General features: G+C 45.5%; 14 protein-coding genes. 9 read left to right on the top strand and 5 right to left on the bottom strand.

The features are described 5' to 3' along the window. Window positions 1-110 precede the first annotated feature (110 nt). Window positions 111-2,147, bottom strand: coding sequence for a PhoX family phosphatase (locus tag NL647_RS00210; protein ID WP_253649443.1), 2,037 nt, complete (start codon window positions 2,145-2,147; stop codon window positions 111-113). Window positions 2,148-2,402: 255 nt separating this feature from the next. Between NL647_RS00210 and NL647_RS00205 the strand changes: the two genes are divergently transcribed. Further along, complete coding sequence (locus NL647_RS00205; protein ID WP_005453308.1) at window positions 2,403-2,741, top strand: YggL family protein; 339 nt, start codon at window positions 2,403-2,405, stop codon at window positions 2,739-2,741. A gap of 706 nt (window positions 2,742-3,447) precedes the next feature. On the opposite strand, the gene NL647_RS00200 is transcribed toward NL647_RS00205, so the two are convergent. Further along, complete coding sequence (locus NL647_RS00200; RefSeq protein WP_009703629.1) at window positions 3,448-4,314, bottom strand: AraC family transcriptional regulator; 867 nt, start codon at window positions 4,312-4,314, stop codon at window positions 3,448-3,450. 166 nt (window positions 4,315-4,480) lie between these two features. Between NL647_RS00200 and NL647_RS00195 the strand changes: the two genes are divergently transcribed. Beyond that, a complete protein-coding gene (locus NL647_RS00195) occupies window positions 4,481-4,726 on the top strand; it encodes a hypothetical protein (RefSeq protein ID WP_005453301.1) in 246 nt (81 codons plus the stop codon). A 543-nt stretch (window positions 4,727-5,269) separates the two neighbouring features. Then, window positions 5,270-6,172, top strand: coding sequence for a LysR family transcriptional regulator (locus tag NL647_RS00190; RefSeq protein WP_009696858.1), 903 nt, complete (start codon window positions 5,270-5,272; stop codon window positions 6,170-6,172). Here NL647_RS00190 and NL647_RS00185 read toward each other — a convergent pair. Both NL647_RS00185 and NL647_RS00180 read right to left on the bottom strand, forming a co-directional pair. After that, window positions 6,137-6,484, bottom strand: coding sequence for a DUF5329 family protein (locus tag NL647_RS00185; RefSeq protein WP_026000151.1), 348 nt, complete (start codon window positions 6,482-6,484; stop codon window positions 6,137-6,139). The two genes, NL647_RS00190 and NL647_RS00185, sit on opposite strands and share 36 nt — an antisense overlap. Window positions 6,485-6,580: 96 nt before the next feature. After that, complete coding sequence (locus NL647_RS00180) at window positions 6,581-7,594, bottom strand: MBL fold metallo-hydrolase (protein WP_050939724.1); 1,014 nt, start codon at window positions 7,592-7,594, stop codon at window positions 6,581-6,583. Between the two features lie 155 nt (window positions 7,595-7,749). Here NL647_RS00180 and NL647_RS00175 point away from each other — a divergent pair, with 155 nt between their 5' ends. The 3 genes from NL647_RS00175 (at window position 7,750) to NL647_RS00165 (ending at window position 10,085) form a co-directional block, all read left to right on the top strand. Next, window positions 7,750-8,364 (top strand): TetR/AcrR family transcriptional regulator, encoded by a 615-nt coding sequence (locus NL647_RS00175; protein WP_005453294.1) that lies wholly within the window; start codon window positions 7,750-7,752, stop codon window positions 8,362-8,364. Between the two features lie 323 nt (window positions 8,365-8,687). Then, window positions 8,688-9,593 carry a 30S ribosomal protein S6--L-glutamate ligase gene (rimK, locus tag NL647_RS00170; RefSeq protein WP_005453290.1) on the top strand — a complete coding sequence of 302 codons (906 nt, stop codon included), beginning with the start codon at window positions 8,688-8,690 and terminating at the stop codon, window positions 9,591-9,593. A 63-nt stretch (window positions 9,594-9,656) separates the two neighbouring features. After that, window positions 9,657-10,085: a RimK/LysX family protein gene (locus tag NL647_RS00165; protein WP_005432588.1), complete on the top strand. Its 429-nt coding sequence runs from the start codon at window positions 9,657-9,659 to the stop codon at window positions 10,083-10,085. Window positions 10,086-10,121: 36 nt separating this feature from the next. On the opposite strand, the gene NL647_RS00160 is transcribed toward NL647_RS00165, so the two are convergent. Further along, window positions 10,122-10,889, bottom strand: a complete 768-nt coding sequence (locus NL647_RS00160; RefSeq protein ID WP_047516367.1) for an MBL fold metallo-hydrolase — start codon at window positions 10,887-10,889, stop codon at window positions 10,122-10,124. A gap of 336 nt (window positions 10,890-11,225) precedes the next feature. Between NL647_RS00160 and speA the strand changes: the two genes are divergently transcribed. The 3 genes from speA to emrD all read left to right on the top strand — a co-directional run bounded on the left by speA (window position 11,226) and on the right by emrD (window position 15,526). Beyond that, window positions 11,226-13,136, top strand: coding sequence for an arginine decarboxylase (gene speA, locus NL647_RS00155; RefSeq protein ID WP_253649442.1), 1,911 nt, complete (start codon window positions 11,226-11,228; stop codon window positions 13,134-13,136). A gap of 1 nt (window position 13,137) precedes the next feature. After that, the gene (gene speB / locus NL647_RS00150) at window positions 13,138-14,058 is read left to right on the top strand and encodes an agmatinase (protein ID WP_005432598.1); all 921 of its coding nucleotides are present in this window, start codon (window positions 13,138-13,140) and stop codon (window positions 14,056-14,058) included. 262 nt (window positions 14,059-14,320) lie between these two features. Further along, a complete protein-coding gene (gene emrD / locus NL647_RS00145; protein WP_253649441.1) occupies window positions 14,321-15,526 on the top strand; it encodes a multidrug efflux MFS transporter EmrD in 1,206 nt (401 codons plus the stop codon). Window positions 15,527-15,654: the final 128 nt, after the last annotated feature.

Here is a 15,654-nt window from a genome sequence, read left to right as displayed (position 1 = left end):
TTATCTAGATACAAGCCTAGATACAAAGTGCATGTTTATTTAGATATAAAACAGCAAAGCCCTGCAAACGCAGGGCTTTTCTTATTCCCGATTTCAATTCAGTCACATGACTAAACGCCAATTTCACCACCGTCTTCACGGCGAATAACCACCGTTGCGGCACGTGGGCGCAGTTTCATACCCGCAGGTGTTTCTTCCGCAGCATTGTCGCTATAAGGCCAGTTACCCGGATGCTGAATGTTCACGAACAAGGACTTGTAATCTGGGCTAATGGTAAAGCCCGTCACTTCACAGCCGTTAGGGCCAACAAAGAAACGCTTCAGCTCAGCTTGGTTTTCTGCACCAATCACCTCTTGCGTACCGTTTTCATCCGTCAGTTTTGAAGGTACGACAGCAAGCATTTGGTCATTGGTGTAAGACGTCACTTCATCTGCGCCGTTATCCGTTTGAATCCACAGGATGCCACGAGGATCAAACGCCAATCCATCTGGGCTCGCAAATTGATTCAGTTCTGTCAGGCTGGAACGGTTAGTGTCTGCATCGCCGTTAGCAGGGGCTCCAAACACGAAGATATCCCAAGTAAAGTCTGTCGCCGCTTCCCCTTCATCCCAACGGATTACGTGACCAAACTTGTTGTTCAAACGTGGGTTCGCAGGGTTGGTCTCATCCGTACGTTTGGTGTTATTCGTCAACGTTAGATAAACCGAGCCTGTGAATGGGTCAACAGTACACCACTCAGGGCGGTCCATTGGCGTCGCACCGACAAGATCCGCCGCACCTGCTGTGTTAAGAATAATTTCAGCCAACGAGTTAAAGTTGTCTGCCAATGTGCCACCAGAGACTGTCGCGCTGTCTAGTGTCAGTGGTAACCAAGTACCAGAACTGTCTTCATTAAAGCGCGCCACATATAGTGTGCCTTCATCCATGTACTTATCGCCAGTGACCAAACGGTTTGTCGGATTTGCATCTGCTGGGTCCCATGCTGCCGCCGACTCAAATTTGTATAAGTACTCGAAGCGAGAATCATGACCTGAGTAAAACACCACAGGTTTGCCTTCTTCAAGTTTACCGAACGTACAGCCTTCATGGCGGAAACGACCTAGTGCAGTACGCTTCTTCGCACGCGAGTTTTGCGCGTATGGGTCGATTTCAACAATGTAACCATGACCATTCGCTTCGTTACGGTAATCGTCCAATGCGCTTGCTCCGGTTGGTTCAACGTTAAATCGTGTAAACTCATCCAAACGCTCTTCAGCATTACCAGCCAACGTTTCCCAAAGATAACGAGTTCGCTCATCATCAACACCAATACGATCTTGTTCTTCAGTACGAACACCAGCATTAACGAAATAGCCCGGCCAGTTTTCTTCACACGTTAGGTAAGTGCCCCAAGGCGTAAAACCATTACCGCAGTTGTTTAACGTGCCACGTGCTTGGCTACCATCTTGCGAAAAGCGAGTAACAGTCAGGTCTGTATTTGCCACGGGGCCCGAGAGATCCATCACTGTCGCACCAGTATAACGGCGGTTTAGTGGATCGGTATCAACCAGTTTCCACATGTTGTCTTCAAGTTGAACGCGAACCACAGAGACACCGTGGGCGTTAATTTCTTTACGTACTTCATCGACGATAGTGCGCACACCACCCACAACAGTAGGACCACTTGGGTGCAATGCTGAGGTATCAATGTATTCATGGTTAATACACAGTAATCCATCGGTGTCACTGTCGTTTAGTGAGAAGAAATGCATGCCGTCATGGTGCATACCAAGCGCATTAAGCTGATCGGCACTCGTGTTGCTGCCATCGTCTTTCCAAGCATTACCTTGTGCATTTAAAGGCGTCCCCCAAGGCACCAACACTTGTGCGACGTAACCTTGCGGAATCGAAACAGCATCTGTCAGTGAGCCAGGAATCGAATCAAAATTGAGGACTGCACTTGAAACGCCAGAGCCATTCCCCGCCGAAGTGCCCGAGCTAGAGGAGTTGCACCCAGAGAGACCAAATGCACCAAAAGCGGTCATTGCACCGACCCCCAAACCACCTTTCAGGATACTGCGTCGAGATAGGCTCGCTTCCAGTACTTCTTCAAAAGGCTTGTTATTACTCTGGTTGTAACGCGTCGCGTCGAAGGTTTCCTTACTCATGGTGTTGCTTTCCCAGTGTTAGGTTGAATTATAGGTTTGTATACCCAAGTGACTTCAAGATGCAGGATTCAGAGCGTTGTCATTGAGCGAGAGGAAGTTTGGAAGAGAAAAGTGACAGAACTAGTCTATCTTTATGAACTTTGTGTTTAGAAAATGTTATAAAACACACATCTATTCTATGTACTCCCGATTTTGCTTGGGCTAAGCCAGATTTGGGGGTATAAGGTGTACTCAAATCATCCACGAGAGATAATCATGAAACTAGATAAAATCGATAACAAAAATCGTCGTCTGCGTAAAAAGCTATTCCTAGGTGAATTCGCAATCCTAGGTTTTGAAATCAGCTGTGAAACAGACATCAACGACTTCGACCGTTACGATGCATTCGTAGATGAGTTTATCGACTACATTGATGGTCTAGATCTGTGCTTCGGCGGCGGCGGTCTAGAACTGTTTGAAGGTTTCCTATGTTCAACTGAGCGTTACGGCAGCGCGACAGAAGAGCAAAAAGCACAAGTTGTCGCTTGGCTAGAAGCTCGCCCAGAAGTAAGCAGCGCGAAAGCGGGCGAACTGGTTGACGCAAACTACCTGTAATTGCAGAGTCACTCTGTAATAAACAGAGTTGAGCAAGTAATGAGAAAGCTGGTCCTCGGACTGGCTTTTTTGCGTTTAGAAGCCGTGAATTTCTGAAGTACTGAGAACCGGAAGCGCGAACCGCTTTGATGGCTTGGAACCGTTAGTCTTTGGGAGTATCTTGGTATTTGGGATTACGTAGATATCTGGAAAATATGGTGAGCGAGAAATAATGGCAGTTTTAGATAATTTTAGAGCTGGCATTTTATGGAAGGTTATCCGTCCATTGCCAGCTCAGTGTCACGAGTGTGGTTAACTATGCTTTTTTGCTAGCGTCAGTTTTTGTGTCTTTCCAGTATTGGATACGTACACGATGCAACTGTGCTTTTCTCATCTTTTTCATAGCAATCTCCCTCATCTATATAGGTAGCGCTCATCATGAGCTTATTGTCTAAGGTTGTTTTCCCCTCCAATCTATCGGGGAACGAATAAATTAACCGTGATTGATTTCACAACATAATGACAAAACACGCCATGTTGCAGTCAATTTTTGAACAGTTCGACTGTGTTTTATCGTATGGCAAGGGTTAACCTATCCACTGAATATGACAGATTAATGGCAATCAAGTTCCCTATTCCATCTGTCATTGAATCTTAATAATGATTCTCGAATAGCCTAGCAATTAATATACCAGCTGCGCATAACGATACCACGCATGTGCTCAAGCTAAGGTTGGATTCGCTGCTGGTAATGTTGTCGGTAGTCTCGCGGAGTCAGCCCCTTGTAGGTTTTAAAATGGCGATTAAACAAAGCTTGATTGCGATACCCTACTCGCTCAAACACAATGCCAATGGGCAACTCAGTTGATTGCAGCAAGTCGGCGGCATGGTTAATACGCAGTTTCATCAAGCGTTGGCTAAAGGGTTCTTTAAAGTGCTTTTTAAACAGACGAGTCACCGCACTTTCACTCAGCGATAAATCATTAGCGAGATCGGCAAGTGTTATCTTGCGAGCGAAGTGTTGTTCTAGATACGCGCTCACCTTAGCAACACGCTCTCTTTCTTGTTGCTCATGTTCGCTCATCGAGAGATAAGAATGTGTCATCAGTGTTTTGGCTGCTTCATCATGCGCAAGTAACGAAAGTACATGAATAAAGCGAGCTAGTTGCTCCATCGCAGGTACTTTCATCAACTCATGAAGAAGCCCCACAACTTGTTGAGCAGTTCGCTCAGAGAACACTACTCCTTTATTTGCTGCCTTGAGCAACGGATCGAGTTTGCGCAGTTCCGTGCAATAAAACATCAGATTGGCAATCCACTCACGCTTAAACCAAATTACATGGGTTTCACAGTTATTTTCTACCAACGTGGAATGAATAGAATGAGGAACACCCGGCGCAATCAATAACATTTGATTGTGGGTCACTTCCAACTCGTGATGACCAATGTGCAGAGTTCCAGAAAAGTGTCGATGAATGACCAACTCGTACACATCATCATGAAAATGGAAGTCATACTCCTTTTTAGGCTCATCAATACGACGATAGCGCCAAGAAAAGCCAGGTCTCTGCGGTACTTTTTCGATGTGCGCCATTTGTCACTCCACAAGATAGTATTGTTATACGCGCAAATAATATCAGTATTACCGACACATTCTTTACTACGCCTCAATAGTATTGATATTGAGCGGTATACTATCAACTTAACTCTGTCACGCTCCTTATCCTTGCGTTGAAAAGAAGACTAACCAAGGAGCTGTTATGAGTAACTTCAAAACTAAGCTGCGTCAGATCATGCAGAAAACTCGTGATGAATGGGCAATATTTGCAGTAAAAGAGATGGGAATTTCGTCCGACACTGTCGCTAAATCTTATGGCTACAACTCGAGTTGTGATCTTGAGCAAACTCTTAAACAAGACGAAAAAGACACCGATTCGTACATTCGCTCAACACCTTGTGCGAGATCTCTCACAAGCGATGTAAGTAAAAAGACCATTTTTGACTAAGAACAAATCAACCAATAAACCTAACTAATTGAAAATTATTAATTATCCTTTTTTAAGCAATATTCGCTGCCAAAGTTTTTTTACCTAGCTGATTGAGAGTAATCAGCAAAACAACAATACTAAACATGTCGACAGGATGTTGGCGGGAACAGGAAAAAAGCCTAAAGGATTGGGTATCTTCAGGATGAAGATTTGGTAGCTTAGGATGAGTTATCAGCAAGGATGTAGTTAAGCTCTAGGATAGAGTTCGCCCGTCAGGATGATAGGCAAGAATGGACACCGCTAGGAAGGCGATGAACAAGGAACTCGGTTAAAGGACTTAGCCACAATCAAGGATAGATGCAGGGAGCACCTATTAGTAGCCGGATTGCTGCGAAAAAGAATAAGCCCCGTCTGGGAAACCAGGCGGGGTTTTATTTTGCCCGTCATTTATGCTCCTCTCTACGTTCGGTCTTGCATCATGCTATTATTTCAGCAATTTCTTTAGCAGATTCATTCTCTGATAGACGCTTTCTTTAATAAACATCGAGCAAACGACGCCCTATGCTGAATCCAGTTTGGTTACACACATTCAAAACACTAGTTGAAGTCGGTCACTTTACGCAGACGGCAGAAAAGCTTTATATGACTCAACCCGGTGTCAGCCAGCACATTAAAAAGCTGGAGCAAGCTTGTCAGCACCCATTGATTAAGCGCGAGAACAAAAGCTTTGAACTTACGGAGCAAGGGCGCATGGTGTATGCCTACGCGCTAGAACTTGAAGAAAAAGAAAAAAGCCTACTAGAAGATTTGAGCTTTGATGATCCACATGCTGGATACTGCAAACTCGCATGCTCTGGTGCGCTTGCCTTGATGCTGTTTGATCCGCTCCTTGAAAAACAGAAACAACATAAAGGCTTATCGATTCACCTAGAAGCTGCGCCCAACCAATCTATTCTTAATGGCGTTGCTGAGGGTCGAATTGATATGGGCATCGTAACCTACTCACCAAATAAAAGCGTGTTCCAAAGCGAACAAATTGGTCGAGAGACTTTATGTTTGATCTTACCTAAATCCTACAGAGGAAAAACGCTCACACCGGAGTTACTGAAAAGCTGTGGCGTGATTGGTCACCCAGATGCTGAACATTACATGACGCTATTTTTCGATCAATGTGCCGAACCCTTACTAAAAGAGATCAAAGTCAGCGACATGCCGTTATCCGGGTACGTCAACCAGTTAAGCCAGATCTTACTGCCAGTGAGTAAAGGACTCGGCTTTACCGTTTTACCGCGCAGTGCGGTGGAGAGCTTTGCATTAAGAGAAGAGTTATATGTCGCCGAATTAAAGCAACCGGTATATGAAGATTTATTTTTGGTTAGAAAACGCAGCCGCACATTGCCACTGCGCTACCAAACCATCAAGCAGGTCTTATTGAATGTGATCGGTACTGCTGTTCATCAATGATGTCAGCCATTCTTCACTAGTAATACGCTTATCTTGGCAATCCACCCAATATGGCTTGCCAGATAACCAACTCTTTGACGCCACCTCTTTTATAAACACATCCACAGAATCAACGTCATCTTTAGCATAATCCCATTTGTTGCGCATGTGTTCTGCCGCCTCGCGATTGGTATACGCCTTGCCGTTACGGATAAAGGTGCAAGAGGATTGCTCAACTCGTTTTATCAACGTCGAGATATCTTCCTCTACCTCTGCTAATGCAAAGGTAGGCAGAATACTTAATGTAAGTAGCAACGACCACTTTGCTTTCATCATAGCTTTATCCTTATCCCTGACCACGTAACTACTACCAAGTAACTACTAATAAGTGGCTTAACTATTCAACTGTTTGGCTGTTTAGCTCGGCAATTATTGCCACCACGCCTTAGCAGGCTGAGGCTCAGCAAGCGCCAAACGTTGCCCAATCTCAGGGCTAACTAAAGTCACACCACGTTCTTCACTGATGTCTAACGCACGTTGCATTGGTTCATTCCAATCGTGCATTGACAAATCAAATGTACTGTTATGAATTGGCATCATCACTTTACCCTGCACATCAATGTGTGCCTGGACACTCTGCTCCGGGAACATGTGAATATCTGACCAAAGGTCATTGTATGCGCCCGTTTCAATCATTGTGAAATCGAATGGACCGTACCTTTCACCAATCTCTTTAAAGCCATTGAAGTAACCTGAATCACCGCTAAAGAACACTTTATTTTGCTGTGCGTTGATAACCCAACTGCCCCACAGCGTCGTATCGCGGTCTGTCAAACCTCGACCAGAGAAGTGCTGAGTCGGAGTCAGTGTATATTCAATACCGTCGACAGAATGTGACTCCCACCAATCTAGCTCGACCACTCTTTCCTTAGGCACGCCCCAGTTCACCAGTAATTGCCCCACTTTCAAAGGCACCAAGAAAGTTCCAACCTTGTCACCAAGCTCTTTAATCGAGGCTTTATCTAGATGGTCGTAATGGTCATGGCTGATCACCACGACATCGATACTTGGCAAATCTTGCAAAGTGATTGGTGTTTGGTGGAAACGCTTTGGTCCTGCCCATTGGACAGGAGATGCTCGGTCACTAAAGACAGGATCGGTCATCACCAACTTACCATCAAGCTTCATCAACACGCTCGAATGACCAAGACGGTATATGACGTCATCTTGTTCTTCTAGTAGTTGTGTCGCAGTCATCGCATGCACTGGAATTTCAATTGTTGGGGTTGGATTCGCACGCTCAGTTGTGAAATAAGCTTTCATGATACCGAACATATCGCCCAAACTGCTTTTGTATTCCAACTCGGTGTTTGCAAATTTGTCCGGGTATGTTGGCGCTTTTTCAGTATCAACATTAGAACAAGAAATCATTGATGTACCCATCGCGAACGCTCCTACTGTGGCTAGCAAAGTTTTTTTCATAAAAAGTAAACCCGAACAAAAGTAAACTACACGGTGCAGTTTACATTCAAATTATCAAAAGTAAACTACTTAGTGTAAAATAGATCCAGAAATGATCTTCCTAACTTAACAAGCTTATGAATGTAAAAAGAAAAAGTCGTAGCGAGACCAAAAGAGAAGCGATTCTCTGCGCGGCGAAACAAGCGTTTCAAGAATTTGGGGTGCAAAACACCAGCATGGATAAGCTGTCTTCAATCGCTCAAGTATCAAAGCGAACCGTCTATAATCACTTCCCTTCTAAAGAGGCGATCGTGACCGAGTTGCTGACGGAGCTTTGGCGCTCATCAATGATGGACAGCGATATTGAACGTTTACCCACACTGCCGCTGAAACAGCAATTGATTGAATTGCTCTACAGTGAGATCGTCGTCGTGACGGAACCTAACTATATTGAATTAGCAAAAGTCGCGTTTGGACACTTTTTGTTTAAGCCGGAAGATCTCAAAGAACAAGCTGAACGCATGTCAAAACAAGAAACCGCGTTACATCGTTGGCTCACCGAACATGCCCAAAACGGTGCGCTTAAGATCGAAGATGTGGATGTGGCAAGCATTCAGCTACATAACTTACTTAAAGGCAGTGCATTCTGGCCACAATTAATGGGGATGCGTGCTTCTTTAACAGAGGAAGAGTCCAGAGCGCTAGCCACCCAAACGGCTGAACTCTTCTTAAGTCACTATAAAAACAACTAAAGTAAAGCGGTCAAATAGCCGCTTTTTTTAGTTTTCTCACATCGAAAAATGATGAATTTTTGACTCAATTTTCTTTTTCTCGCCCTTGACAGTCGCACACAGCAAGGCGCGAGAGTTCGATAAATTATTTTTGTCGTATCGACGATATTTTTTCGTTTTCATCTCATGAGAAAACGCCCTAAGGTGCGCACCTCTGACGACGTGGTTGTCCAACCACAATTCTAAATCGTTGAAGCGAGTGGATTCTGTCACATCAATTAAACCCACTCACTATACTCTATATTTATATTTTTAATTTGGTACTGACTTACTAAGGAATTGCCATGCGTATTGCTATTCTTTCTCGTAATGAGAATCTATATTCAACCATGCGCCTAAAGCAGGCGGGTGAAGAGCGCGGACATCAAGTTGATGTGATCGATACTCTGCACTGTTATATGGATATTACGAGTAACAACCCTAAGATTCGTTACATGGGTGAAGAATTGCCAAAGTATGACGCGGTTATTCCTCGCATTGGTGCATCTATCACTTTCTACGGAACTGCGGTTGTACGTCAGTTTGAAATGATGGGCACATTCTGTGTGAACGAGTCAGTAGCAATCAGCCGCTCTCGTGACAAGCTACGCTCTATGCAGTTGCTATCACGCAAAGGTATTGGTCTGCCTCGTACTGGTTTTGCTCACCACCCTGATAACATTCAAGACGTGATCAAAAACGTTGGTGGCGCACCATTGGTTATCAAGCTACTTGAAGGCACTCAAGGTATCGGTGTTGTACTTGCTGAAACAACGAAAGCGGCAGAAAGCGTTATCGAAGCATTCATGGGTCTAAAAGCGAACATCATGGTGCAAGAGTTCATTGAAGAAGCAAATGGTGCGGATATCCGCTGCTTCGTTGTAGGTAACAAGGTTATCGCAGCAATGAAACGTCAAGCAAAAGAAGGTGAGTTCCGCTCTAACCTTCACCGCGGAGGTTCTGCTCAGCTAGTGAAACTAACCAAAGAAGAGCGTGCAACCGCAATCAACGCAGCGAAAGTCATGGGTCTAAACCTATGTGGTGTTGATATTCTTCAATCGAAAAACGGTCCTGTTGTGATGGAAGTGAATTCTTCTCCAGGTCTTGAAGGTATCGAAACTGCAACAGATAAAGACGTTGCAGGTATGATCTTCGACTTCATCGAGAAGAACGCAAAACCAAACGCTAACCGTACTCGCGGTAAAGGCTGATAATTGTTTGAGTGGGAGCCTATAGACTAGGCTCTCTTTATCACTCATCGCTAGGATGACACTATGAATCAGAAAATGATCATTGGGAACGCCGAAGCAATTTGCTTACCTGAGTTAGGGATTACTCACCTTGAAGCGCGTATTGATACAGGCGCACAGACTTCTTCTCTGCACGTAGATAATCTAGAGTGCACTGAGCAAGACGGTCAGTCATACGTAGAATTCGATCTACACCCAGATGTTTACCACTTAGAACAAGTGGTTCGCTGTAAAGCTCCACTGAAGGCGAACCGCAAGGTGAAATCATCAAACGGAACGTTCGAACACCGCTGCGTGATCACAACGATGCTACGCATGGGCGACCAAGAGTGGCCTATCGACATCACGCTGACTAACCGTGAAAAGATGACCTACATGATGTTGCTAGGTCGTCAGGGTATGGCAGACAAAGTTCTGGTAGACCCGAGCCAATCTCACTTATTGGCTCCATAATCCCCGTAGCTTCAGATGAGCGAACTCCGTGGTCGCTCATCTGGCTCTTCTGTCCTTTTCGCCATTCTCCTCTTTCATATTCTTACTTCTCAGTACAGAGCGCATTAACCCTTTAAGTTTTATCTTCGTCACTCGCCAATGCGTAATGGGTCTAACCGGCGCGGTGTTGATGATGTGTTGATAAGCATCTTCATCAAACTCAACTTCACCACCATGTGCGGCCAATAAACAACTCGGGTTCATCTCAAAAACTCGCTTTAACGACCGACGATATTGGTTGGGATGAAAGATAGGAAACGGCGCAATCAAATGGCTTTTTACCTGCACCATTAAATCCGCGACATAAAGCACATTCTGCTCAGCATGAAAAACCGATAAGTCTCTATCAGTATGTCCGGGGGTTTCCAATACTTGCCAATCAGAAAATCCAGGCACGGCGTCACCATCCACCAGCTCAATATCTGGTCTTAGTTTTCGCGAATACCATAGATTCCGCTTTGGTTTACGCATTCGATTCGCCATCCAACGCGCCAAAATCAAATCGGTCAAATGCATCAACCAACCATCAAAGCCGCCATACCAATGAGTGTCTCGTTTCGCAGCTAAGATCTGGCACCCCGTAAGATCTCGCAACTTGTGCGCAGCCCCCGCATGGTCAGGATGCATATGCGTGACCACCACCATTTTTAAGTCGGTGAACGAACGATTAAGCTGATGCTCAATAAAATCTTTGAGGTGTGGAATATCGGCTCGACTGGCGCCATCAAGCAACATTAACTTATCTGGATACTCGGCGAGATACATGGTTTGGATGTATCCCTGAATTCTATGCAGCTGCAAAACATATCCTTGTTTTGTTGGGTCTTTATTCTTGTTTTTCTGCGACCAAATCCTTACTGGTCAGACCAACTATAACAGCAGAATGGACACTCTGTTAAATAAATGTTTACACCGCGACTCGACAACAGTTGTTAATCGAAAGAACAAATTTTAATCATTAGACTCTGATTGGGTTTTATCCGTTAATGCGCGCACACGGAGTTCGTGTCAGGGTATGAGGTTAGCGCCTCATGATTTGCTTTTTTGTATTTCCTCCTCCTATTTCAGCGAGGGTTTAAATACATTTTTGTGAGAATCGAGTTGGAAAAAGCAACTAAATTAGACCGCATCCGCGCGGACTACAACGTTCACTACTGGAGCCAAGGCTTCTACGGAATTGATGACCAAGGCGAGGTTTACGTATCTCCTCGTAGTGACCGTGCACACCAAATCCCTTTCAGTGCGATTGTAAAAGAGCTAGAAGCTAAGCAGTTGAACCTGCCTGTGCTAGTGCGCTTCCCGCAAATCGTGCACCAACGCGTGCATGGCATTTGCCAAGCTTTCAACCAAGCAATTGAAGAATACCAATATCCAAACAAATACCTGTTGGTGTACCCAATTAAAGTAAACCAACAGCGTGAAGTGGTTGATGAAATCTTAGCGAGCCAAGCGCAGCTAGAAAATAAACAGCTGGGTCTAGAGGCAGGCAGCAAGCCAGAACTATTGGCGGTACTGGCATTGGCTCAACAAGGCAGCTCCGTGATCGTGTGTAATGGCTACAAAGACCGTGAATATGTGCGTCTAGCACTGATCGGTGAAAAGCTAGGTCACAAAGTATTTATCGTACTAGAGAAGCTATCTGAGCTTGATCTAGTACTTGAAGAAGCGAAAAGCTTGGGTGTAACTCCACGTCTTGGCTTGCGTATCCGCCTTGCATCTCAAGGTGCAGGTAAGTGGCAAGCAAGCGGCGGTGAGAAATCGAAGTTTGGTCTATCGGCATCACAAGTATTGAGCGTGATTGATCGTCTAAAACACGAAGACAAGCTGGATACCATGCAATTGGTTCACTTTCACCTTGGCTCACAGATGGCAAACATCCGTGACGTACGCAATGGTGTGAATGAATCCGCACGTTTCTACTGTGAATTACGTGCCATGGGTGCAAACATTGATTACTTCGATGTTGGCGGCGGGTTAGCAGTAGACTACGACGGCACACGCAGCCAATCTTCGAACTCGATGAACTACGGTCTTGCAGAATATGCGCGTAACATCGTGAATACGGTCGGTGATGTCTGTCAGCACTACGACCAACCGATGCCAGTGATCATCTCTGAATCGGGTCGTTCTCTAACCGCTCATCACGCTGTGTTGATTTCTAACGTCATTGGTACTGAAACATACCAGCCGGAAGAAGTATTCGAACCTGCAGAAGATGCACCAATCTTGCTACAAAACATGTGGCGTAGTTGGGAAAACCTGCAGGATGGTACCGATGCACGTGCATTAATTGAAATTTACAATGATACCCAAAGCGATTTGGCCGAGGTTCACTCGCAATTCGCTACTGGCGTACTGAACCTTGATCAACGTGCGTGGGCAGAACAACTGTCTCTGCGTATTTACTTCGAGCTAAGTCGTCAAATGAGTACCAAGAACCGTTTCCACCGTCCTATTTTGGATGAGTTGAGCGAACGTCTTGCGGACAAGTTCTTCGTGAACTTCTCTCTTTTCCAATCCCTACCAGACGCATGGGGTATTGATCAGGTATTCCCTGTTTTACCGCTTTCTGGTCTTGGGGATGTGGAAGAGCGTCGTGCGGTGATGTTGGACATCACTTGTGACTCCGATGGCGCGATTGATCACTATGTTGATGGTCAAGGCATTGAGAGCACGCTACCAGTACCAGCATGGAGCAACGACAAACCGTACCTAATGGGCTTCTTCCTAGTAGGCGCATACCAAGAGATCCTTGGTGACATGCACAACCTATTTGGTGATACCCACAGTGCAGTAGTCAATGTTGATGAAGACGGTCAATTCGAGATCAGCTACATCAACGAAGGTGATAGCGTAGAAGACATGATGCGCTACGTTCACATCGACGTAGATGCGATTCGTGACAATTACAAACAATTGGTTTCAGAACGAGTTGAAACCAGTGAACAAGAACAAATCCTAGCTGAACTGGAACAAGGTTTGGCAGGCTACACCTATTTAGAGGACTTCTGATATGAATGATTTGTTTACGAAAACCGATTATTCGCTTTACTCCAACTCTATGTCGTTTCTACGTCGACCGTACATCAAAAATCCAGTATCGGCAGACGCAGACGTTGTGGTGCTAGGGGTTCCTCTGGACATGGCGACTTCTGGTCGTCCTGGTGCGCGTATGGGACCAGATGCGATCCGTCGTGCGTCAGTAAACCTTGCTTGGGAAGGCAAGAAGTTCCCTTGGGACTTCAACGTATTTGATAAATTGAAAGTGATCGACGCAGGTGACCTTGTATTCGATTGTGGTGACGCGGAAGATTTCACTTACCGTCTAGAAGCGGCAACAAGTGAGATTCTAAAGAGCGGTAAGACAATGCTAGGCTTGGGTGGTGACCACTTCATCACGCTACCGATCCTACGTGCTTACGCAAAACACCATGGTCAAATGGCATTGATTCACTTCGATGCACACACTGACACTTACGCAAATGGCAGTTCTTACGACCACGGAACTATGTTCTACCATGCGCCAAAAGAAGGTCTGATTTCTGCGAAGAACTCAGTTCAAATTGGTATTCGTACTGAATATGACCAACAAGATCATGGCTTCAATGTCATCAACGCGATGCAAGCAAACGACATGTCGGTAGAAGAGATACTGGCAGAGATTCGTCGCACGGTTGCGGATAAGCCAGTGTATGTCACTTTTGACATCGACTGTCTGGATCCGGCGTTTGCACCGGGTACAGGTACACCAGTTTGTGGCGGCCTGAACTCAGATAAAATTCTGAAGATCATCCGTGGTTTCGCTGGCATGAACATCGTAGGTATGGACGTGGTGGAAGTTTCACCTCCTTACGACCACAGCGATGTAACGGCCTTGGCTGGCGCGACTATCGCACTTGAGTTGCTTTACGCCTACGCTTCAGGTCGCGAATAACGAAAGTTGTTCTAAATGAGCGCAGTATTTCAAGGGGAGCTTCGGCTCCCTTTTTCGTTTTCAACACTCAACAAAAATAGATTAGATTTTCTAATCCAAATCATAGATTTTTATCTTGCTCAACTTCACACTTTTTGATTGCTAAGTCCGCACTCAAGCTCTAATATCTCGCGCCTAGATTCCCTAATTACTTTGTTTATTTGGCTCTCCTATATGGAGCGCTAAGGCTTTTTACGTCTTAAATTTCTGGAGAGATACGCAAATGTCCGCCTCGTTTCCATTAGCGAAACTTACCTTTTTAATCGCAATTCTGACTGCCGTAGGTCAAATGACTCAAACGATGTACGTGCCTTCTATCGGTCATATGGCGGGTGAGTTCTTGGTATCAGCGTCTTCACTTCAAGCTGTGATGGCGTGTTACCTGATCCCTTACGGTCTATCGCAGTTTGTATACGGCACGCTGTCCGATCGCCTTGGTCGTAAGCCAATCATCATTACGGGTTTGATCATCTACATTCTTGGTACTTTGGTAGCGCTGTTTGCTCATGAGTTCGAATGGTTTCTAGCAGGCAGCTTCATCCAAGGTTTGGGTATTGGCTGTGGCGGAGCTATGTCTCGTACACTGACTCGTGACTGCTTTGAGGGCGCTGAACTGCACCGCGCAAACAGCTTGATCAGTATGTGTGTGATTTTTTCGCCATTGATCGCACCAGTATTGGGCGGTTATCTAACCGAAGCATTCGGCTGGCGATCTAGCTACCTATTTCTTGCGTTATTCGGTATTGCCGTTGTGATCACCATGATGACAAGCATGATGGAAACCTTGCCTAAAGAGCGCCGCAAACATGAATCTGTTGCGAAGAGCTACAAGTTCGTACTATCAGACAAACGCTTCCAAGGCTTCTTATTGGTATTGGTTGCCACGTTTGCAGGCGTTGCAGTATTTGAAGCAGCAGCAGGTGTATTGTTGGGTGGTGTACTTGGCTTGCCAGCAACCACGGTCAGCTTGCTATTTGTCTTGCCGATACCGGGTTACTTAGTCGGCGCTGGTCTATCGAGCTATATTGCACAACGCCGTTCTGAACGCCGTGCTTTGAATGTTGGTCTAGTGGCTATCTTAGTTGGCTCAGCAGTGGTATTGATTCCGGGTCTGTTTGGTCTAACAACGGCGTTGACTCTGATTGGCGGTGCAACCATTTACTTCTTGGGTGCAGGCATTTTGTTCCCAGCGGCAACTACCGGCGCACTTTCACCATTCCCATACCACGCAGGCACTGGCGGTGCCATTTTGGGTGGTATGCAAAACCTAGGCGCAGGCATCGCAACGCTATTGGCTTCCTTCTTCCCAGCGCAAGACCAAATGCCACTTGGCTGCCTAATGATGACAATGTCGATCATCGCCATGCTTGGTCTACGTTGGGTTAATCGCAAGCACGACCACTCAAACGAAATGCCATTGGCAATTTAAAACCTGCCTCTCATCACCCAAAGGGGACATGCTGAAAAGTGTGTCCCTTTTTTGTTGCACGCATCTTGCCCTCCAGCTCTCATCCACCAGCATTTACATTTAACATCCCTGTAAATCTTTGCTAAAAA

It is taken from the genome of Vibrio sp. Y29_XK_CS5 (assembly GCF_024181835.1).
In the GTDB taxonomy this organism is placed as follows: domain Bacteria; phylum Pseudomonadota; class Gammaproteobacteria; order Enterobacterales; family Vibrionaceae; genus Vibrio; species Vibrio harveyi.
This window is presented reverse-complemented; position numbering and strand designations above follow the sequence as displayed.